This window comes from Streptomyces sp. NPDC107521, from assembly GCF_055598485.1.
Genome location: NZ_JBVKAT010000002.1, coordinates 197,531 through 216,909 on the forward strand (window position 1 = coordinate 197,531; position 19,379 = coordinate 216,909).

Annotated in this window: 18 protein-coding genes and 1 tRNA gene; 9 read left to right on the forward strand and 10 right to left on the reverse strand. The window is 74.2% G+C overall.

Annotated elements, in window-relative coordinates; genetic code table 11:
- The first annotated feature begins 72 nt into the window (after window positions 1-72).
- The 3 genes from ACZ7LB_RS04010 (at window position 73) to ACZ7LB_RS04020 (ending at window position 1,821) form a co-directional block, all read left to right on the forward strand.
- Window positions 73-561: a phage holin family protein gene (locus tag ACZ7LB_RS04010; RefSeq protein WP_265294389.1), complete on the forward strand. Its 489-nt coding sequence runs from the start codon at window positions 73-75 to the stop codon at window positions 559-561.
- Complete coding sequence (locus tag ACZ7LB_RS04015; protein ID WP_471465271.1) at window positions 558-1,511, forward strand: alpha/beta fold hydrolase; 954 nt, start codon at window positions 558-560, stop codon at window positions 1,509-1,511. The genes ACZ7LB_RS04010 and ACZ7LB_RS04015 overlap by 4 nt, the downstream gene beginning before the upstream one ends.
- 127 nt (window positions 1,512-1,638) lie before the next feature.
- Complete coding sequence (locus tag ACZ7LB_RS04020) at window positions 1,639-1,821, forward strand: hypothetical protein (RefSeq protein ID WP_471465272.1); 183 nt, start codon at window positions 1,639-1,641, stop codon at window positions 1,819-1,821.
- A 107-nt stretch (window positions 1,822-1,928) separates the two neighbouring features.
- On the opposite strand, the gene ACZ7LB_RS04025 is transcribed toward ACZ7LB_RS04020, so the two are convergent.
- From ACZ7LB_RS04025 to nth, 3 genes are all read right to left on the reverse strand, one after another.
- Window positions 1,929-3,128: a MarP family serine protease gene (locus tag ACZ7LB_RS04025; RefSeq protein WP_471465273.1), complete on the reverse strand. Its 1,200-nt coding sequence runs from the start codon at window positions 3,126-3,128 to the stop codon at window positions 1,929-1,931.
- Between the two features lie 13 nt (window positions 3,129-3,141).
- Window positions 3,142-3,849: an NUDIX hydrolase gene (locus ACZ7LB_RS04030; protein ID WP_471465274.1), complete on the reverse strand. Its 708-nt coding sequence runs from the start codon at window positions 3,847-3,849 to the stop codon at window positions 3,142-3,144.
- A 109-nt stretch (window positions 3,850-3,958) separates the two neighbouring features.
- Entirely contained in the window at window positions 3,959-4,948 is a 990-nt protein-coding gene (gene nth, locus ACZ7LB_RS04035) for an endonuclease III (RefSeq protein WP_471465597.1), read from the reverse strand.
- 697 nt (window positions 4,949-5,645) lie between these two features.
- Between nth and ACZ7LB_RS04040 the strand changes: the two genes are divergently transcribed.
- The gene (locus ACZ7LB_RS04040) at window positions 5,646-6,320 is read left to right on the forward strand and encodes a Crp/Fnr family transcriptional regulator (RefSeq protein ID WP_161229469.1); all 675 of its coding nucleotides are present in this window, start codon (window positions 5,646-5,648) and stop codon (window positions 6,318-6,320) included.
- A gap of 147 nt (window positions 6,321-6,467) precedes the next feature.
- On the opposite strand, the gene ACZ7LB_RS04045 is transcribed toward ACZ7LB_RS04040, so the two are convergent.
- The 4 genes from ACZ7LB_RS04045 to ACZ7LB_RS04060 form a co-directional block, all read right to left on the reverse strand.
- Window positions 6,468-7,310, reverse strand: a complete 843-nt coding sequence (locus ACZ7LB_RS04045; RefSeq protein WP_471465275.1) for an MBL fold metallo-hydrolase — start codon at window positions 7,308-7,310, stop codon at window positions 6,468-6,470.
- Window positions 7,307-8,176: an NUDIX hydrolase gene (locus ACZ7LB_RS04050; protein WP_471465276.1), complete on the reverse strand. Its 870-nt coding sequence runs from the start codon at window positions 8,174-8,176 to the stop codon at window positions 7,307-7,309. Before ACZ7LB_RS04050 ends, ACZ7LB_RS04045 begins: the two co-directional genes overlap by 4 nt.
- Before the next feature lie 446 nt (window positions 8,177-8,622).
- Window positions 8,623-9,090, reverse strand: a complete 468-nt coding sequence (locus ACZ7LB_RS04055) for an Atu1372/SO_1960 family protein (RefSeq protein ID WP_161229472.1) — start codon at window positions 9,088-9,090, stop codon at window positions 8,623-8,625.
- Complete coding sequence (locus tag ACZ7LB_RS04060; RefSeq protein WP_382680914.1) at window positions 9,087-9,245, reverse strand: DUF4177 domain-containing protein; 159 nt, start codon at window positions 9,243-9,245, stop codon at window positions 9,087-9,089. The genes ACZ7LB_RS04055 and ACZ7LB_RS04060 overlap by 4 nt, the downstream gene beginning before the upstream one ends.
- 72 nt (window positions 9,246-9,317) lie before the next feature.
- On the opposite strand from ACZ7LB_RS04060, the gene bagA reads away from it, so the two are divergent.
- On the forward strand, window positions 9,318-10,295 hold the full coding sequence (gene bagA, locus ACZ7LB_RS04065; RefSeq protein ID WP_471465277.1) for an ATPase BagA: 978 nt from the start codon (window positions 9,318-9,320) through the stop codon (window positions 10,293-10,295).
- Window positions 10,292-11,854, forward strand: a complete 1,563-nt coding sequence (bagB, locus tag ACZ7LB_RS04070; RefSeq protein WP_471465278.1) for an ATPase BagB — start codon at window positions 10,292-10,294, stop codon at window positions 11,852-11,854. Before bagA ends, bagB begins: the two co-directional genes overlap by 4 nt.
- 193 nt (window positions 11,855-12,047) lie before the next feature.
- Here the strand turns inward: bagB and wblA are convergent, their stop codons facing one another.
- Window positions 12,048-12,386, reverse strand: a complete 339-nt coding sequence (wblA, locus tag ACZ7LB_RS04075; protein ID WP_202551979.1) for a transcriptional regulator WblA — start codon at window positions 12,384-12,386, stop codon at window positions 12,048-12,050.
- Window positions 12,387-12,845: 459 nt separating this feature from the next.
- Between wblA and ACZ7LB_RS04080 the strand changes: the two genes are divergently transcribed.
- Window positions 12,846-15,281, forward strand: a complete 2,436-nt coding sequence (locus tag ACZ7LB_RS04080) for a transglycosylase domain-containing protein (protein ID WP_471465279.1) — start codon at window positions 12,846-12,848, stop codon at window positions 15,279-15,281.
- A 487-nt stretch (window positions 15,282-15,768) separates the two neighbouring features.
- Here the strand turns inward: ACZ7LB_RS04080 and ACZ7LB_RS04085 are convergent, their stop codons facing one another.
- Window positions 15,769-16,233, reverse strand: a complete 465-nt coding sequence (locus ACZ7LB_RS04085; RefSeq protein ID WP_471465280.1) for a GatB/YqeY domain-containing protein — start codon at window positions 16,231-16,233, stop codon at window positions 15,769-15,771.
- Between the two features lie 498 nt (window positions 16,234-16,731).
- Between ACZ7LB_RS04085 and ACZ7LB_RS04090 the strand changes: the two genes are divergently transcribed.
- Both ACZ7LB_RS04090 and ACZ7LB_RS04095 read left to right on the forward strand, forming a co-directional pair.
- Window positions 16,732-17,658 (forward strand): metallophosphoesterase, encoded by a 927-nt coding sequence (locus ACZ7LB_RS04090; RefSeq protein WP_161229479.1) that lies wholly within the window; start codon window positions 16,732-16,734, stop codon window positions 17,656-17,658.
- Between the two features lie 383 nt (window positions 17,659-18,041).
- A tRNA-Pro gene (locus ACZ7LB_RS04095) sits at window positions 18,042-18,115 on the forward strand.
- Between the two features lie 525 nt (window positions 18,116-18,640).
- On the opposite strand, the gene ACZ7LB_RS04100 is transcribed toward ACZ7LB_RS04095, so the two are convergent.
- The gene (locus ACZ7LB_RS04100; protein ID WP_471465281.1) at window positions 18,641-19,342 is read right to left on the reverse strand and encodes a class I SAM-dependent methyltransferase; all 702 of its coding nucleotides are present in this window, start codon (window positions 19,340-19,342) and stop codon (window positions 18,641-18,643) included.
- Window positions 19,343-19,379 lie beyond the last annotated feature (37 nt).

A 19,379-nucleotide genomic window follows, 5' to 3' on the forward strand; every position in this document is an offset into this window, starting at 1 on the left:
GCGCCGTCCCCGCGCCAGACGCCGGCGGCCGCGGCCCGTAGGCACTCCAGCCAGCAGAAGAGGGAGACCGCGATGAGCGCACCCGACGGCAGCCCGGTCGGCGCCGAACGGACCATCGGCCAGTTGTTCGCCTCGGCCACCACCGAGATGTCGGCCCTGGTGCACGACGAGATCGCGCTGGCGAAGGCGCAGCTCAAGCAGGACGTCAAGCGCGGCGCGGTCAGCGGCGGGGCGTTCTCGCTGGCGGGCGCGGTGCTGATCTTCTCGCTGCCGATGCTGAGCTTCGCGCTCGCCTACGGCATCCGCACCTGGACCGGCTGGAACCTCGCGGTGTGCTTCCTGCTGTCCTTCGCGGCCAACGTCCTGGTCGCCGGACTGCTGGCGCTGATCGGCGTGGTCTTCGCGAAGAAGGCCAAGAAGGGCCGCGGCCCGCAGAAGGTCGCCGCCTCCGTGAAGCAGACGGCGGGCGTCCTCCAGAACGCCCGGCCGCACCCCCGCCCGGAGCTGCCCGCGGACCGCTCACCGGAGGCCATCGAGGCCATGGCCCGCCCCTCCTCATGACGGACCGTCCTCCCATCCCTTCGGCGCAGCCCGCCTCGGTCGTCCGGCTGCCGCTGCCCGGCGGTCGCGAGGCGACCCACCGGGACGTCGCGGCCAACGGGGCCCGCTTCCACATCGCGGAGCTGGGCGACGGGCCGCTGGTGCTGCTGCTGCACGGCTTCCCCCAGTTCTGGTGGACCTGGCGGCACCAGCTCACGGCGCTCGCGGACGCCGGTTTCCGCGCCGTCGCCATGGACCTGCGCGGCGTCGGCGGCAGCGACCGCACCCCGCGCGGCTACGACCCCGCCAACCTCGCGCTGGACGTCACCGGGGTGGTCCGCTCCCTGGGCGAGCCGGACGCCGCGCTCGTCGGCCACGACCTGGGCGGCTACCTGGCCTGGACGGCCGCCGCGATGCGCCCCAAGCTGGTGCGGCGGCTCGTGGTGGCCTCGATGCCCCACCCCCGGCGCTGGCGCTCGGCGATGCTCGGCGACGTCCGCCAGACCCGGGCCGGTTCGCACATCTGGGGCTTCCAGCGCCCCTGGGTCCCCGAGCGGCAGCTGACCGCCGACGACGGCGCGCTGGTGGGGCGGCTGATCCGGGACTGGTCCGGTCCGCGCCCGCCGGACGACGAGGCGGTGGAGGTCTACCGCCGGGCCATGTGCGTCCCCTCCACGGCGCACTGCTCGGTCGAGCCGTACCGCTGGCTGGTGCGCTCCCTGGCCCGGCCCGACGGCATCCAGTTCAACCGGCGGATGAAGCGGCCGGTGCGGGTGCCGACACTGCACCTGCACGGTTCGCTGGACCCGGTGCTGCGCACCCGCAGCGCGGCCGGCTCCGGGGAGTACGTCGAAGCGCCCTACCGCTGGCGGCTGTTCGACGGCCTGGGCCACTTCCCGCACGAGGAGGACCCGGTCGCCTTCTCCACCGAACTGATCAGCTGGCTGAAGGATTCCGAACCCGATCGGTGACCGGCCGAACGCGATCGGTGTCCGAACCGGAACGGTCGTCATATGAGCGGCCATGTGCCCGGCGCATAGGCCAATTGGGGCCCACCGGAGAGGTTATGGACCACGAGCCGGGGGCACAGGTCCCGGTATGGGCTGGACGCACGACTACAGTGACGTAGCACGCGACGGCCGCTCCATGAGCGGCGTGAGCACCCACCGGCGCGGTGGCGCCCCGCAACTGGCGGGCGCCGACCCCCGGGTGGGCATTCCGCGCATCCTGCGCCGCAGGGCCCGCTGGGTCTCCGTGCGGCTGCGCCATCCACGCGGCTGAGCCGCCGGGCCGCCGTACGGCCGGGCCGCCGCGGCACCGGCCGCCGCCCCGCTCCGCACCGGGCCCCCGCCCCCGTACCCCGGCGGCGCCATCCGGCCGCCGGGCGGTCAGAGTGCGCAGTTGTCGCTGTTCACCTGCTGGCCGGCGGTGCGGCCCCGGGTGATGTCCTCGCGGATCTCGTCCGCGGTCAGGGCGTATCCGGTGTCGGCGTCGTCCAGCGACTTGGCGAAGACCACGCCGTAGACCTCGCCCTCCGGGGTCAGCAGCGGCCCGCCGGAGTTGCCCTGCCGAACGGTCGCGTAGAGCGAGTACACGTCGCGGCGCACGGTGTCCCGGCGGTAGATGTCGGGGCCGTTCGCCGTGATGCGCCCCCGCACCCGCGCGGCCCGCACGTCGTACGCCCCGTTCTCCGGGAAGCCGGCGACGATCGCGCTGTCGCCGCCGGCCGCGTCCTTCTCGGTGAACCGCAGTGCGGGCGCGTCCAGTTCGGGCACGTCGAGCACGGCGATGTCGCGCCGCCAGTCGTAGAGGACGATCGTCGCGTCGTAGAGCCGCCCCTCGCCGCCGATCTGCACGGTGGGCTCGTCGACGCCGCCCACCACATGGGCGTTGGTCATCACCCGGCGCTCGGCGAAGACGAAGCCGGTGCCCTCCAGGACCTTGCCGCAGCCGGTGGCGGTGCCCATGACCTTGACGATGGAGCGCTGGGCGCGCCGGGCCACCGCGCTGTCGGCCAGCTCCGGGTCGGGCGGCCGGACGTCGGTGATGGGCTCGTTGGAGAACGGGCTGAAGACCTGCGGGAAACCGTTCTGCGCGAGCACCGAGGAGAAGTCCGCGAACCAGGTGTCGGCCCGCTCCGGCAGCGCCCGGGAGACCCCGAGCAGCACCTTGGAGCCGCGCACCTCCTTGCCGAGCGTCGGCAGAGTCGTCCCCGCGAGGGCGGAGCCGATCAGCCAGGCGACCAGCAGCAGGGCGACGACGTTGACCAGGGCGCCGCCGGTGGCGTCCAGGGCGCGCGCGGGCGTCCAGGTGATGTGCCGGCGCAGCTTGTTGCCGAGATGCGTGGTCAGGGCCTGGCCGACGGAGGCGCAGACGATGACGATGACGACCGCCACCACGGCTGCGGTCGTGCCGACCTCCGCGTTGTCCGTCAGGGCGTCCCAGAGGACCGGCAGCAGATAGACGGCGGCGAGGCCGCCGCCGAGGAAGCCGGTCACCGACAGGACGCCGACGACGAAGCCCTGGCGGAAGCCGACGATCGCGAACCACACGGCGGCGACCAGCAACAGGATGTCCAGCACGTTCACGAGGGCCACCCTGTCATGCGCGCCGGTCCAGCGGGACCTGCTTCTCCGGGTCCCAGGGCCGCTCCCAGCCCGCGTAGTGCAGCAGCCGGTCGATCACCCCGGCGGTGAAGCCCCAGACGAGGGCGGACTCCACGAGGAACGCCGGCCCCCGGTGGCCGCTGGGGTGCAGCGCGGTCACCCGGTTGGCGGGGTCGGTGAGATCGGCCACGGGGACGGTGAACACCCGGGCCGTCTCGGCCGGGTCGACGACGCCGACCGGGCTGGGCTCGCGCCACCAGCCCAGCACCGGGGTCACCACGAAGCCGCTGACCGGGATGTACAGCTTGGGCAGCGCGCCGAAGACCTGGACGCCGGACGGATCGAGCCCGGTCTCCTCCTCGGCCTCGCGCAGGGCGGCCCGCAGCGGCCCCTCCCCCTGCGGGTCGCCGTCCTCCGGGTCGAGGGCGCCGCCCGGGAAGGACGGCTGCCCGGCGTGCGAGCGCAGGGTGCCGGCCCGCTCCATGAGGAGCAGCTCGGGGCCGCGCCCGCTCCCGGCCGGGTGCTCGCCGTCGCCGAACAGGACCAGGACGGCGGACTGCCGCCCCGCGCCGTCCTCCGGCGGCAGGAAGCGGCTGAGCTGCCCGGGGCTCACCGTCCGCGCGGTCCGCGCCACCGGCTCCAGCCAGCCCGGCAGCCCCGCCGTACCGGGCGCCGCGCCCCGGGTGTCGCCCGCCCCCGTCATCGCCACCCCTGTCCCGCCCGTCCCGCGCGTACGCTCCGTGCCTCCGCCCGCGCCGCTCGCGGGGCCGTTCCCGCCCCGTTCAACGCCCGGCGGCCCCTGGTTCGTTCCGTCACCCCGCCCTCAGCGGCGGCGCCGGGATGCCGCCCGCGTCCAGATAGGACCGCGGGGGGTTGAGGCGCTGGCCGGGCAGCCCGGCCTTCTCGTACTTCAGCAGCTTGCGGGCCTTCTCCGGGTCGGTCTCGCCCTCCCCGTACGCCGGGCAGAGGGGGGCGATGGGGCAGGCGCCGCAGGCGGGCCTGCGGGCGTGGCAGATCCGGCGGCCGTGCCAGATCACGTGGTGGGACAGGTCCGTCCAGTCGCTCTTCGGGAAGAGCGCGCCGACGGCGGCCTCGATCCTGTCCGGGTCGGTCGCCTCGGTCCACTTCCAGCGGCGCACCAGGCGCTGGAAGTGGGTGTCCACGGTGATGCCGGGCCGCCCGTAGGCGTTGCCCAGCACCACGAACGCGGTCTTGCGGCCGACGCCGGGCAGCTTGACCAGGTCCTCCAGGCGGCCCGGCACCTCACCGCCGTGCTCCTCCGCCAGGGCCTTGGAGAGGCCGATGACGGACCGGGTCTTGGCGCGGAAGAAGCCGCACGGACGGAGGATCTCCTCCACCTTCTCCGGATCGGCGGCGGCCAGGTCCTCGGGGGTGGGATAGGAGGCGAAGAGGGCGGGCGTCGTCTGGTTGACGCGCAGGTCGGTGGTCTGCGCGGAGAGCACCGTGGCCACCAGGAGCTGGAAGGGGTTCTCGAAGTCCAGCTCGGGGTGGGCGTACGGGTAGACCTCGGCCAGCTCGCGGTTGATCCGGCGGGCGCGGCGGACCAGGGCGGTGCGCGACTCCTGGCGCGGCGGCTTCGGGGCGACGGTCTTCGCCGGGGCCAGGCCGCCGACGGCGGCGGTGGCCTTCTTGGGCGCGACCACGGCCTTCTTGGCGGGGGCCGCGGGACGCCGGACGAGGGCCTTCCCGCCGGGGGCCTTCGCGGTGGAGGTCTTCGCGGCGGCGGTCTTCCCGGCGGCCGGGGCCTTCTTCGCCGCGGCCTTCCCGGCGGAGGTCCTCACGGCGGGAGCCTCTCCGGCGCCGGTCCCCTCCCCCGCCTTCCTCGCGGAGGTCCTCTTGGCCGGGGCCTTCCCGGCGGCGGCCGTCCCAGCGGCCTTCCCGGCGGTCTTCTTCGCCGCGGTCTTCTTCCCAGCGGCCGTCCCCGCCGCGGTCTTCTTCGCGGCAGCCCGCGCCGCGGTCTTCCTCGCGGGGGCCTCCGCGGCGGAGCCCTCCGCGCCCGTTCCCCCGGACTCTCCTCCGGCCGGGGTCCGGGCCTCGGGCGTCGTGCCCGCCACCGTGCTCCCGGCCACCGTCTCCGTGGCCGCGGCCTTCTTCGCGGACGTCTTCTTCACGGCACCCTTCTTCGCGGTCACCCTCTTGGCGGGCCCCGCTTCCCTCGTCGCGTACGCCGTTCCCCTACCGCCATCGGGGCCCTGTTCGCCCATGGCGGAATCGTGGCGAGCGGTCACCCGCGCGGCTCCCAGCCCTGTGCCCCCACCGGCGAATTGGACACCCGGCCAGCCTACGGCCCGGGGTCCGCGTCCGCCCCGGACCCGGAGGATCGGCGCCCAATTGGACCCCTGCCGCGTACCCCGGGACACCAGTGCGGCATCCTTGTGACAGATCACACTGTTTGGACTGTCCTGCAAAATGGGCACCACGGTTCCCTGTCAGACAGGGGAGCGCGATCCCCTGAGCAGGTCGACAAGGAGAGAACTCGTGGACGACGTTCTGCGGCGCAACCCGCTCTTCGCGGCGCTCGACGACGAGCAATCCGCGGAGCTCCGCGGATCCATGAGTGAGGTGACCCTCGCCCGTGGCGACTCGCTGTTCCACGAGGGCGATCCCGGGGACCGCCTCTACGTGGTCACCGAGGGCAAGGTGAAGCTCCACCGCACGTCGCCCGACGGCCGCGAGAACATGCTCGCCGTGGTCGGCCCCGGCGAGCTGATCGGCGAGCTGTCGCTGTTCGACCCGGGCCCGCGCACCGCCACCGCCACCGCGCTGACCGAGGTCAAGCTGCTCGCCCTCGGCCACGGCGACCTCCAGCCCTGGCTGAACGTCCGCCCCGAGGTGGCCACGGCGCTGCTGCGCGCCGTCGCCCGGCGGCTGCGCAGGACCAACGACGCCATGTCCGACCTGGTCTTCTCCGACGTCCCCGGCCGGGTCGCCCGCGCCCTGCTGGACCTCTCCCGCCGCTTCGGCGTGCAGTCCGAGGAGGGCATCCACGTCGTCCACGACCTCACGCAGGAGGAGCTGGCCCAGCTGGTCGGCGCGTCCCGCGAGACGGTCAACAAGGCGCTGGCCGACTTCGCCCAGCGCGGCTGGCTGCGGCTGGAGGCCCGCGCGGTGATCCTGCTGGACGTGGAGCGGCTCGCCAAGCGCTCCCGCTGAACCGGGCGGCCCGCCCCGGCGCCCCCGTCCCGCCGCCGCCCGTCCCGGCGGTGGCCCGGCCGGAGCCGGGGCCCGTACCCGCGCCCCGGCGGCCGGTCCCGTGCGCGGCTCCGGCGGTTCGGTCCCGCTCACCGGCCCCGGCGGCCCCTACCCCGGCGGCGGGATGAGCCCGTGCTCGCGCAGGTAGTCGAGCTGCGCCCGCACCGACAGCTCCGCCGCCGGCCAGAGCGAGCGGTCGACGTCCGCGTAGACGTGGGCGACGACCTCCTCGGCCGTGCGGTACCCGTTCTCCACGGCCGTCTCCACCTGGGCGAGCCGGTGGGCGCGGTGCGCGAGGTAGAACTCGACGGCGCCCCGGGCGTCCTCCAGGACCGGCCCGTGCCCCGGCAGCACCGTGTGCACACCGTCGTCGACCGTGAGCGACCTGAGCCTGCGCAGCGAGTCCAGGTACTCCCCGAGGCGGCCGTCCGGATGCGCCACCATCGTCGTGCCGCGCCCCAGGACCGTGTCGCCGGTCAGCACCGCCCCGTCGGCGGGCAGGTGGAAGCAGAGCGAGTCGGAGGTGTGGCCCGGGGTCGGCACGACCCGCAGCTCCAGGCCCCCCGTGGTGACCACGTCCCCGGCGGCCAGTCCCTCGTCGCCCAGGCGCAGCGCCGGGTCCAGGGCCCGCACCTTCGTCCCGGTCAGCCCGGCGAAGCGGGCGGCGCCCTCGGCGTGGTCCGGGTGCCCGTGCGTCAGCAGGGTGAGCCCGACGCGGCGGCCGGACCGCTCGACGGTGCCGATCACCTCGGCCAGGTGCGCCTCGTCCAGCGGACCGGGGTCCACGACGACGGCCAGGTCCGCGCCGGGTTCGGCCAGGATCCAGGTGTTGGTGCCGTCCAGGGTCATCGGCGAGGCGTTGGGCGCGAGGACGTTCACCGCCCGCTCGGTGGCCGGTCCCGAGTGGACCGCGTCCCTCGGCTGTCCGGGCAGTGCCGCGGCGTCCGTCATGCGGGTGCTCCCCCGTTCGCGATGTGCTTGGTGAACTCGTCGTGGCCGGGCCACGCGAGCACGATCCCGTCACCCGTGACCCGGGCCCCGGCCAGTACGGGCGCCATGTCGCGGCCGGGCGCGGCGGCGAGCGCCCCGGCCGCGGTGCCGTACGGCGCCAGGGCGCGCAGCGTCGCGACGGTCGGCGGCATCATCAGCAGCTCGCCCCGGTCGTAGCCGGCCGCGGCCTCCCCGGGCGTGATCCACACGGTGCGGTCGGCCTCGGTGGAGGCGTTGCGGGTGCGCTGGCCCTCGGGCAGGGCGGCCACGAAGAACCACGTGTCGTAGCGCCGGGCCTCGAACTCCGGGGTGATCCAGCGCGCCCAGGGGCCCAGCAGGTCGGTGCGCGGGACGAGGCCCCGGCGGTCCAGGAACTCGGCGAAGGACAGCTCCCGGGCGACCAGGGCGGCCCGGTCGGCCTCCCAGTCGTCGCCCGTGGTGTCCCCGACGACCGAGCCGCCGTCCGGACCGGCGAGCAGGACGCCCGACTCCTCGTAGGTCTCCCGGACCGCCGCGCAGACGATCGCCTGGGCGTCCGCCTCGCCGACGCCCAGCCGCCCGGCCCACCAGGAGCGCGGCGGACCCGCCCAGCCGACGGCGCGGTCGTGGTCGCGCGGGTCGACCCCGCCGCCCGGATAGGCGTAGGCGCCCCCGGCGAAGGCCATGGACGTGCGGCGGCGCAGCATGTGCACCAGCGGGCCGCCGGCGCCGTCGCGGAGCAGCAGGACGGTGGCGGCGCGTCTCGGGGCGACCGGGGTGAGCGCGCCGGCCGCGAGGGCCCGGATGCGGTCGGGCCACTCCGGTGGGTACCACTGACCATTCGCCATGGCCGGAGGCTATCCGCTGGCGCCCGGATCTTCGAGAGGCCCCGGAGGACGTCGGCCGGGCGGGCGCGGGCGGGCGCCGGAGGCCGTGGAGGGCGCCGACCGGCCGGCCGGGCGCGGGCGGGCGCCGACGGCCGTGGAGGGTGCCCGGCAGCCCCGGAGCGGGCCGTGCGCGCCGCCGTCGCCGCGGGACCGGCGGGACCAGCGGGACCGGCGGGACCGGCGCCGTGCGGCCGGGGCGGACGCCGAGGAGGGTGCGCCGCCGCGCGCGGGCGGACCCGGCGTTCGTCACGGGCACCCCACCGCGACCAGGGCGACGTCGCCCCGCGCGTACGGACCCGGCGGTGTGCGGATCGACCCCCGGGGAAGGCGCCCGGCGTCGCCCGGCGCGCGTACGGGCCCGGCGCGGCATCCCGCGCCGGGCCCGTACCCGTCCGTGTCCCGGCCGCTCAGCCCTGGACGAGCTCCACCTGGATCTCGACCTCGACCGGCGAGTCCAGCGGCAGCACCGCGACGCCGACCGCGCTGCGGGCGTGCACGCCCTTGTCGCCGAGCACCTCGGCGAGCAGCTCACTGGCCCCGTTGAGGACGCCCGGCTGGCCGGTGAAGTCGGGGGCGGAGGCGACGAAGCCGACGACCTTCACCACGCGCGCGATCCGGTCCAGGTCCCCGGCGGCGGACTTCACCGCGGCCAGGGCGTTCAGCGCGCAGGTGCGCGCCAGCTCCTTGGCCTCCTCGGCGGTGACCTCGGCGCCCACCTTGCCCGTGACCGGCAGCCTGCCGTCCACCATCGGGAGCTGGCCGGCGGTGTACACGTAGGGCCCGGAGGTCACGGCCGGCTGGTACGCGGCCAGCGGCGGCACCACCTCCGGCAGGGTCAGGCCCAGCTCGGCGAGCCTGGCCTCGACGGCGCTCACGCCTGCCTCTCCCGCTTCAGGTAGGCCACGAGCTGCTCCGGGTTCGGCCCGGGGACGACCTGGACGAGCTCCCAGCCGTCCTCGCCCCAGGTGTCCAGAATCTGCTTCGTGGCATGGACGAGCAGCGGCACGGTTGCGTATTCCCACTTGGTCATGCGGCCGACTGTATCGGCTGTTATCCACAGCCTCCCGCGTAGCCCGGGGCCGGACTGGTTACGCTCGAATACGTGAGCAGGCTCCAGGTCGTCAGCGGCAAGGGCGGTACCGGCAAGACCACGGTGGCCGCGGCCCTAGCGCTGGCCCTGGCCACCAGCGGGAAGCGCACGCTTCTCGTGGAGGTCGAGGGCCGCCAGGGCATCGCGCAGCTCTTCGAGACGGAGGCGTTGCCCTATGAGGAGCGGAAGATCGCCGTCGCCCCCGGGGGCGGGGAGGTGTACGCCCTCGCCATCGACCCGGAGCTGGCGCTGCTGGACTACCTCCAGATGTTCTACAAGCTGGGCGGCGCCGGCCGGGCCCTGAAGAAGCTCGGCGCGATCGACTTCGCGACGACCGTCGCCCCCGGCCTCCGGGACGTCCTGCTGACCGGCAAGGCGTGCGAGGCGGTGCGGCGCAAGGACGCGCGCGGGCGGTTCGCCTACGACTACGTCGTCATGGACGCGCCCCCCACCGGGCGCGTCACCCGTTTCCTCAACGTCAACGACGAGGTGGCCGGCCTCGCGAAGGTCGGTCCCATACACAACCAGGCCCAGGCCGTGATGCGGGTGCTGAAGTCCCCGGAGACCGCCGTGCACCTGGTGTCGCTGCTGGAGGAGATGCCGGTCCAGGAGACGGCCGACGGCATCGCGGAGCTGCACGCGGCCCGGCTGCCGGTGGGCCGGGTCGTCGTCAACATGGTCCGGCCCGAGGTGCTGGACGCCGCCGCCCTGGACCTCGTGCGGAGCACCCCCCGCACGGCCATCGCGCGCTCGCTGTCCGCCGCCGGGCTGGGCGGGGCGCGGCGCGGCGGGCACGCCGAGCGGCTGGTCGACCCGCTGCTGGCGCAGGCCGGGGAGTACGCCGCGCGGTACGCGCTGGAGCAGGAGCAGCGGGCCGCCCTGGGCGAGCTGGGGCTGCCGCTGCACGAACTCCCGCTGCTCACCGGGGGCATGGACCTGGCGGGCCTGTACGAGCTGGCCACCGAGCTGCGGAAGCAGGGGATCGCATGAGTCCTGACCCGGCCCAGGCGAAGGAGGGCGCGCGGCGCCTGGCCCCCGCGCGGCTGCTGGAGATCGACCCGCTGCTGGAGGACCCGGCGACGCGGATCGTGGTGTGCTGCGGTTCGGGCGGGGTCGGCAAGACGACCACCGCGGCGGCGCTCGGGCTGCGCGCGGCGGAGCGGGGCCGCAAGGTGGTGGTGCTCACCATCGACCCGGCGCGGCGGCTCGCCCAGTCCATGGGGATCGACTCGCTCGACAACACCCCGCGCCGGGTGAAGGGCGTCGACGACGCGGCGGGCGGCGAACTGCACGCCATGATGCTGGACATGAAGCGCACCTTCGACGAGATCGTCGAGGCGCACGCGGACCCGGACCGGGCCGCCGCGATCCTGGGGAACCCCTTCTACCAGTCGCTCTCGGCGGGCTTCGCGGGCACGCAGGAGTACATGGCGATGGAGAAGCTGGGGCAGTTGCGGGCGACCGACGACTGGGACCTGATCGTCGTCGACACCCCGCCGTCCCGGTCGGCGCTGGACTTCCTGGACGCCCCCAAGCGCCTCGGGTCCTTCCTCGACGGCAAGCTGATCCGGGTGCTGCTGGCCCCGGCGAAGGTCGGCGGGCGGGCCGGGATGAAGTTCCTGAACGTCGGCATGTCGATGATGACGGGCGCCCTGGGCAAGCTGCTGGGCGGGCCGCTGCTGAAGGACGTGCAGACCTTCGTCGCGGCCATGGACTCGATGTTCGGCGGGTTCCGCACCCGCGCGGACGCCACCTACAAGCTGCTCCAGGCGCCCGGTACGGCGTTCCTGGTGGTCGCAGCCCCGGAGCGGGACGCGCTGCGCGAGGCCGCCTACTTCGTGGAGCGGCTGGCGGAGGAGCGGATGCCGCTGGCCGGGCTGGTCCTCAACCGGGTGCACGGCAGCGGCGCCGACGGGCTGTCGGCCGAGCGGGCGACGGCCGCCGCCGAAAATCTTGAGGACGCCCGCATTGTGGATCAGGACGACGGGAAGGCTGGACCTCGACACCCCTCCGACGTCCCCGGCGGTTCAGCGTCCGACGCCCCCTCGGACGGCGGCTCCGCGGACGCCGGTCCGGCCCCCTCCGGCACCGCACCGGACGCCGGTTCCGCGCCCGGCCCCGGCCACCGCCCGGCCGGGGGCTCGCGGTCCCCGTCGTCCGACCCGCACCCCGCGCCCGACCCGCACCCCGCCGACGCACCGCCCTCCTCCTCCGGCCCCTCCGACGCGCCCCCGGCGGAGCCGGGCCCCGACGCCCCGTCCGCTTCCGGCGGCCGTGCGGAGGACGGGCCGGACGCCGGGACGGCCGAGGGATCGGCGGAGGGATCCGTGGAGCTGCTCACGGCGGGCCTGCTGCGGCTGCACGCGGAACGGATGCGGCTGCTCGCCCGCGAGCAGCGCACACGGGACCGCTTCACCGCGCGCCATCCCGAGGTGGCGGTGACGGAGGTGGCCGCGCTGCCCGGCGATGTGCACGACCTCGCGGGGCTGCGGGACATCGGCGACCGCCTGGCGGCGGTCCGGCCCGAGCTGCCCGAGCCGGGCGCCTGAGCGAGGCACCGGGACCCGGAGGTCCGTACGCCCCCGGGGCCGGGTCCGCCGTAAGCCGCGCCCGCCGGAGCAGTGCCGGTCCGGAGCAGTGCCGGCGCCGGGCCGCGTCCGCCCGGTGGCCGCCGGCCCGTGGGAGGGCGTGTCCGGCGCCCCGCGGAGCCGGACCGGTGACGGGGTGCGGGGAGGGAGCGCCTCAGCCCACCGCCGCGTAGTTCTCGTAGACCTCGTCCTCTTCGAGGGGCAGGATCCCGGCCCCCCGCTCGTACTCCGTGCGCGCCGTCTCCAGCAGCCGGCGCCAGGAGGTCACGGTGGGCCGCCTGCGCAGCAGCGCGCGGCGTTCCCGTTCCGTCATGCCTCCCCACACGCCGAACTCGACGCGATTGTCCAGCGCGTCGGCCAGGCACTCGGTGCGCACCGGGCATCCCGTGCACACCGCCTTGGCCCTGTTCTGCGCTGCTCCCTGGACGAACAGTTCGTCCGGATCGGTAGTGCGACAGGCAGCCTGCGCACTCCAGTCGGTTACCCAGCCCATACCGGCGCCGTCCTCTCCCGAATCGAGGCTCCCCCACGGCGGCAGCGGCATATTCCCCGCCGCCAGTTGAGGACGTTACGGAAGGCGGGCACAGCGCAACACCCCCGTCGGGCCCAATCTTGAATGGCCCGAACGGACTATGGGTAAGCGGCAGATCACCCGGGGGAGTGAGCTGGCGACATGCGCGACCATCCCGGCATAGGAGACATCTCCGACGGGTAATAACGGGCACCACACAACACACCGGGTGGTTCCGGACGCATGTGCCCCGCACCGCGGAGCACACTCGGACGGGCCTGCGCGCCTCCGTCGGCGCCGTGCGGAAAAAAGTCGAACAGGTCCGGAACGATTCGGGTTCGCCGGACGTGTTGATACGTGACCACAAAGCTGTGACAGTCGAGTGCAGCTTAGGCCAAGGCATATACGCGTGTCCGGCGAATGAGAACGTAGGCTGCCCCCATGCCTAAGAAGCCCTCCGGTGGTGGCCTGTCGCCCACTCAGCAGGCCGCCAAGTTCCTCGGTGTCAGTGTGCTCGCGGGAGCAGTCCTGGCCGGCCTCGCGCTGCCCGCCGTGGGCGCCCTGGGACTCGCGGCCAAGGGGTCGGTGGAGAGCTTCGACGCTCTCCCGGCCAACCTGAAGACGCCCCCGCTGAGCCAGCGCACCACCATCCTCGACGCCGAGGGCGGCCACATCGCCACCGTCTACTCGCGCGACCGCACGGTGGTCCCGCTCAAGGACATCTCGCCGTACCTGCAGAAGGCCATCGTCGCCATCGAGGACTCGCGCTTCTACGAGCACGGCGCGGTGGACCTCAAGGGCGTCCTGCGCGCCCTGAAGAAGAACGCGGGCAGCGGCGAGGTCTCCCAGGGCGCCTCCACCCTGACCCAGCAGTACGTCAAGAACGTCTTCGTCGAGGAGGCGGGCGACGACCCGACCAAGGTCGCCCAGGCCACCCAGCAGACCATCGGCCGCAAGATCCGCGAGCTGAAGCTGGCGATCCAGGTGGAGGAGGAGCTGGGCAAGAAGAAGATCCTCGAGAACTACCTGAATATCACCTTCTTCGGCCAGCAGGCCTACGGCGTGGAGGCGGCCTCCCAGCGCTACTTCTCCAAGCACGCCAAGGACCTCGACCTCGGCGAGGCCGCCCTCCTGGCCGGCATCGTCCAGTCGCCGACCCGCTACGACCCGGTGAACGACGAGGCGGAGGCCAGGAAGCGGCGCGACACCGTGCTGCACCGCATGGCCCAGGTCGGCGACATCTCCGTCGCGGAGGCGGAGAAGGCGCAGGCCGCGCCGCTCAAGCTGAAGGTCAGCCGCCCCAAGAACGGCTGCATCACCGCCACCCGCGACGCGAGCTTCTTCTGCGCCTACGTGCGCGAGGTGTTCCTGAGCGACCCGGTCTTCGGCAAGAGCCGCAAGGACCGGGCCAAGACCTGGAACCGGGGCGGCCTGACCATCCGCACCACCCTGGCGCCGCAGGCCCAGGACTCGGTGCAGGCCTCGCTGAAGAACCACGTCTACAAGTCGGACTCGGTCGCCGCGGCCGCCACCCTGGTCGAGCCGGGCACCGGCCGGATCGTCGCCATGGGCCAGTCGAAGCCCTACGGCTCCAACGCCAAGCAGCACGAGACCGAGTACAACTACTCGGTCGACGCGGCCTACGGCGGCTCCAACTTCGGCTTCCCGACGGGCTCGACCTTCAAGCCGTTCCTCGCGGCGGCGGCCCTGGAGCGGGGCATCCCGGCGACGAAGGAGTACTCGTCGCCCTACGACATGGACTACCCGAGCCCGATCCAGACCTGCGGGCAGCCCTGGATCAACGACGGCAACTACACCGTCGAGAACGAGAACGAGAAGGAAGTCGGCCCGTACCGCTTGAAGGAGGCGATGGCCATGTCGGTCAACACCTACTTCGTGCAGATGCTCGCCGAGATCGGTCTCTGCCCCGTCTCGAACATGGCCGACAAGCTCCACGTGATCCAGGGCAACGGGGACAAGCTGCCGCAGAACCCCTCCGCCCTCGCCCTCGGTTCGGTGGGCATGTCGCCGCTGAGGATGGCGAGCGCCTACGCCGCCTTCGCCTCGCGCGGCATGTACTGCACGCCCATCGCGATCGAGTCCATCTCGCAGAAGGTCGGCGACCAGCGCAAGTCGCTCGACGTGCCGAAGTCGACGTGCTCGCGGGCGATGTCCGAGAGGACCGCGGACACCGTGAACACCCTGCTGCGCGGAGTGGTCGACTCCGGTACGGGTAGGGCGGCCGGCCTCGGCGACCGCGACAACGCGGGCAAGACCGGTACCACCGACGAGCGGCGCAACGCCTGGTTCGTCGGCTACACGCCGAACATGTCGGGCGCGGTCTGGGTCGGCAGCGGCAGCCAGAAGGTCAAGATGCGGAACATCTCCATCGGCGGTGTCTTCCACCAGCTGGTCTTCGGTGGCGCGGTGCCGGGTCCGATCTGGAAGGACGCCATGACCGGCGCCCTGTCCGGCAAGGACGCCCCCTCGTTCAACCTCGTCGACATCCCGGACGCGGACAAGAGCAAGGACAAGGACAAGGACAAGGACAAGGGCCGCGACCGGGACAAGGGCCGCGACGACGGACGCAACCGCGGCCGGGGCGGCTTCATCGCCGGCCAGACCGGCGGCACCGCCGGCCGGGGCGCGACCCACGGCGGCGTGACCACGGGCGCCACGGCGGCCGGAGGCGTGGCCAACGGCGGCGTGACCACCGGCGACCCGGGCACCGGCGGGGGCGGCAACGGCGGCACCGGCGACGGAGGGGCCGCGACCGGCGGCACCCCGACCGGCGGTACGGGCGACGGCGGCGCGGCCACCGGCGGACTCCCGGGCGTCCCGTTCCAGGGCCAGGCCAACGGCGGGGAGCAGGGCTGAGAACGGCGCTGGTGACCCGCCCGGCACAGGCGGGTCACCAGCGGCGACAGCGACGACAGTGACGCGCGGCAGCGGTACGGGCATCGGATGACGAGCGCGTACATACCTGCCGGGGAGCGGCCGGGGTTTCCCTTACGGGAGCCCCGGCCGTTCGCCGTGCGGGGGCGGGGCCCGCCGGGGGCGGGAGGTCCCGGGCGCCGACGTCCCCGCCGCGGCCGGGGGCCGAGGTCCCGGGCGGCGGCGGAGGCGGAGGCGCGGGCGCGCCGAGCGAAGGCGGGGGCGCCGACCACGAGCCCTGGACAGGGGCGGCACACCGGGCAAGGCGCCGGGCGAAGGCGCGGTCAGGAGCGGACGCACTGACGACGGCGGGGACGCCGGGCCAGCACACCGGGCGGGGCGAGCGGCCCGCGCCGGGTGCGTCCCGGGGCGTCCCGGGGCCGCCGGGTGGCGCCGGGACGCACCCCGGCCCACCCGGACCCCGCCGGGGTCAGCCCGCCAGCAGCTTCTTGACGACGGCGGCGACCCGGCCGCCCTCGGCCAGTCCGGCGACCTTCGGATTCACGATCTTCATGACCGCGCCCATGGCCCGGGGCCCCTCCGCGCCGCCGGCCCTGGCCTCCTCGACGGCCTGGGCGACGATGGCGTGCAGCTCGTCGTCGGAGAGCTGCTTCGGCAGATACGCGGCGAGCACCTCGCCCTCCGCCTTCTCCCGCTCGGCCTGCTCGGGACGGCCGCCCTGGGCGAAGGCGTCGGCGGCCTCACGGCGCTTCTTCGCCTCGCGGGTGATCACCTTCTGCACCTCGTCGTCGGAGAGCTCCCGCTTCGTCTTCCCCGCGACCTCCTCCTTGGTGATCGCGGTGAGCGTCAGCCGGAGGGTGGAGGAGCGCAGCTCGTCCCGCTCCTTGATCGCGGAGTTGAGGTCGTCGTGCAGCTTCGACTTGAGCGTGGTCATGGGCCGATTGTCTCAGGTACGGGCGGGCGGACGCCCGTCGTTTTGCCGGAGGCGGGGCGGTGGCCCGCGGCGTCGGGCCGGCGGTGGACGCGACGGCGGGCGGACGGTGGCACCGGGGCGAGGGGCCGCGGACACGGCGGCGGGCGCGCGGTGGACGCGGCGGTGGGCGCCCCCGGGTGGGCCATGGGCACGACGGCGGGTGGGCGGCGGACGGGCGGTGAGCACGGCGGCGGACGGGCGGTGAACGCGGCGGCGGGCGCACGACGGACGGGCCGTGACACCAGTGGTGAGGGGCGGCGGGCGCACGACGGACGGGCCGTGACACCGATGGTGACGGGCGGCGGGCGCACGACGGACGGGCCGTGACACCGATGGTGACGGGCGGCGGGCGCACGGCGGACGGGCCGTGACACCGGTGGTGAGGGGCGGCGGCCGCGGCGGCGAAGGGACGGCGCCCGCGCGGTCGGCCGCCCCCGCCGTTTCTGACACGATGGAGTCATGCGCGCGCGATACACAGTGCCCCTGGGAATCACGGCGGTCGGCGCCGCCGGTCTGCTCTACTCGGCGGGCTTCGAGGCCCGTTCGTTCCGTCTGCGGCGGGTGACCGTCCCCGTGCTGCCTCCCGGGATGCGCCCCCTGCGCGTGCTCCAGGTCTCCGACATCCACATGGTCGGCGGCCAGCGGAAGAAGCAGCGGTGGCTGCGCTCCCTGGCCGGGCTGCGCCCCGACTTCGTGATCAACACCGGCGACAACCTGTCCGACCCGGAGGGCGTGCCCGAGGTGCTGGACGCGCTGGGCCCCCTGATGGAGTTCCCGGGCGCCTACGTCTTCGGCTCCAACGACTACTACGGCCCCAAGCTGCGCAACCCCGCCCGGTACCTGCTGGAGAAGGCCCAGGGCCGCCACGGCCTCAACGGCAACGCGCCCGCCGTCGGCGCCGTCCACAACCCGTGGGAGGACCTGCGCGACGCCTTCGACGCCGCCGGGTGGCACAACCTCACCAACACGCGCGGCACCCTGAAGATCGACGGGATGACGGTCGAGCTGACGGGCGTGGACGACCCGCACATCAAGCGGGACCGGTACGCGGAGGTGGCGGGCGGCCCGTCGGACACGGCGGACTTCTCTATGGGCGTGGTCCACGCTCCGTACCTGCGCGTGCTCGACGCGTTCACCGCCGACGGCTACCCCCTGGTCCTGGCCGGCCACACCCACGGCGGCCAGCTCTGCATCCCCTTCTACGGCGCCCTGGTCACCAACTGCGACCTGGACACGGACCGGGTGAAGGGCCTGTCCACCCACACGGCCCGGGGCAACACCTCCCACCTGCACGTCTCCGCGGGCTGCGGCACCAACCGCTACACCCCGGTCCGCTTCGCCTGCCCCCCGGAGTCGACCCTGCTGACGCTGGTGAGCCGGGGGTAGCGACGGAACGCCGGGGGGTCCGGGGCGGAACGGAACCCGGGACGGGACTGGGGCCGGGACGGGACTGAGGCCGGGGCTGGGGCGGGACGGAACTGAGGCCGGGAGAGCACAGCGGTTCCCGCCCCGCGGCCCGGCGCCCCGGGCGGACGCCCGCCTTCGGCGCCGTAGCGGGCACTCCCCCGGCCCCCCGGACAGCCACTCCCCCACCCTCACCGACCGGGAACCGGGGTACCGCCGCCCGCACGGGCGGACACGCACCGGCGATCGCCCCGGCACCGCTCCTGACCTCGCCGGGCCCCCGCGCCACCACCGCCGAAACCGGATTTCGTCTCAGGCCACCAGTGGGCTAAAGTAAACGACGTCGCCGCGAGAGCGCCGACGATCGGGGTGTGGCGCAGCTTGGTAGCGCGCTTCGTTCGGGACGAAGAGGTCGTGGGTTCAAATCCCGCCACCCCGACTTCGTAATCGCAGGTCAGGGCCGGTCTCCTTTTGGGGAGACCGGCCCTGACCGCGTTGTGTCTGGGTGCCATCCGGGCGTCATCTTGAAATGGGGTGTCACCGCTCGGCGGCGCGCTGCTGCAGCAAATACGTGGAGACGTGCCACATGGGCCAGACGTGGGACGGCGTGCGGAAGCGGCGCGGCTGGCTGGACGAGGAGGACCAGGCCGCGGCCGGCGACGTGCGGCTGCTGCGCGTGCTCAAGTCGGTGAGGAGTTCGGGGAGGCGGCGGAGGCCGTCACCGGGGGCCCCGGCGCCAACCCGCGCAAGGGCAACAGCCACACCTGGGAGGACGTCGAGAAGAAGTTGTGCGACGTCATCGTGACTGCCCAGGTGGCCCTGCGCACGATCAACCCGGAGACGGAGAAGGTCCTGGACGCGCGAGTGCAGAGGTTCCTGGAGCGGCCGACCCTCAGCGCGAACGCACCGCTGTCCCGGAGTCAAGGAGACTGGGCCCGGGGCAGCGGCATGCCCCGGCCCGGTCTCAGGTGGCGGGGCGCTCGGCCGTGACGAGGAGGGTGGCGGCAGGCCGGAGGCCGTCGCCAGCGGGCAGCTCCTCGACGCGGATGTCGGTGAACCCGGCCTGGTCCAGAACCTTGGTCCACACGTGCTCCTGCAGCACCCACCGGTGCATGGTGGCACTCTCGCCTCCCGGGGTCTTCGCCGGCACCTCGGCGGCGATGACGTCCGACTGCGCGGGCTTGCCGGACAGGTAGTGGGCAAGGGTGGAGAAGACCAGGTGTCCACCGGGGCGGAGCGCGTCAGCGGCGGCCGGGAGCAGCTCGCGGGGGTCAGTGAAGTCCACCGCCCCGAAGTGGCTGTAAAGCACGTCGTAGGCGCCCGGGTTCGCACGAAGGTGGGCGACGACGTCCGCGTGGACTAAGTGCAGGCGCGGGGCGAGGTCGGCGTACAGAGCGGTGGCCATGCCGTGCTGGGCCGGGGAGGCGTCCACGGCGTCGATCCGGTTCGGGGCATGGTGCACGGCCAGGTGCGCGGCGTGGCGGGCGGCGCCAGCGCCGAGGTCGGCCACGGTCTTGCCGGTGAGATCGCCGAGAACTTCCGGGCCCGGCCCGTCCTGCTGGTCCCAGGTCCAGCGGAAGGAGTCGGAGACGGCGTGGTCCTGCGCGGCGCGGGCCCGGCCGTAGTGGTGCCATAGGTCTGTGGTCGTGGTCGTCACCCGCGTCATCCTGGCGGCACCGCGCGGGGGCTGCTGCCGGTTCGGG

Excerpts from the sequence above, each read along its gene's own strand:
- ACZ7LB_RS04010 (WP_265294389.1), top strand. The coding sequence starts at position 73 with ATGAGCGCACCCGACGGCAGCCCGGTCGGCGCCGAACGGACCATCGGC.
- ACZ7LB_RS04015 (WP_471465271.1), top strand. The coding sequence starts at position 558 with ATGACGGACCGTCCTCCCATCCCTTCGGCGCAGCCCGCCTCGGTCGTC.
- ACZ7LB_RS04020 (WP_471465272.1), top strand. The coding sequence starts at position 1,639 with ATGGGCTGGACGCACGACTACAGTGACGTAGCACGCGACGGCCGCTCC.
- ACZ7LB_RS04030 (WP_471465274.1), bottom strand. The coding sequence starts at position 3,849 with ATGACGGGGGCGGGCGACACCCGGGGCGCGGCGCCCGGTACGGCGGGG.
- ACZ7LB_RS04045 (WP_471465275.1), bottom strand. The coding sequence starts at position 7,310 with ATGACGGACGCCGCGGCACTGCCCGGACAGCCGAGGGACGCGGTCCAC.
- ACZ7LB_RS04050 (WP_471465276.1), bottom strand. The coding sequence starts at position 8,176 with ATGGCGAATGGTCAGTGGTACCCACCGGAGTGGCCCGACCGCATCCGG.
- ACZ7LB_RS04060 (WP_382680914.1), bottom strand. The coding sequence starts at position 9,245 with ATGACCAAGTGGGAATACGCAACCGTGCCGCTGCTCGTCCATGCCACG.
- bagB (WP_471465278.1), top strand. The coding sequence starts at position 10,292 with ATGAGTCCTGACCCGGCCCAGGCGAAGGAGGGCGCGCGGCGCCTGGCC.
- wblA (WP_202551979.1), bottom strand. The coding sequence starts at position 12,386 with ATGGGCTGGGTAACCGACTGGAGTGCGCAGGCTGCCTGTCGCACTACC.
- ACZ7LB_RS04080 (WP_471465279.1), top strand. The coding sequence starts at position 12,846 with ATGCCTAAGAAGCCCTCCGGTGGTGGCCTGTCGCCCACTCAGCAGGCC.
- ACZ7LB_RS04085 (WP_471465280.1), bottom strand. The coding sequence starts at position 16,233 with ATGACCACGCTCAAGTCGAAGCTGCACGACGACCTCAACTCCGCGATC.
- ACZ7LB_RS04090 (WP_161229479.1), top strand. The coding sequence starts at position 16,732 with ATGCGCGCGCGATACACAGTGCCCCTGGGAATCACGGCGGTCGGCGCC.
- ACZ7LB_RS04100 (WP_471465281.1), bottom strand. The coding sequence starts at position 19,342 with ATGACGCGGGTGACGACCACGACCACAGACCTATGGCACCACTACGGC.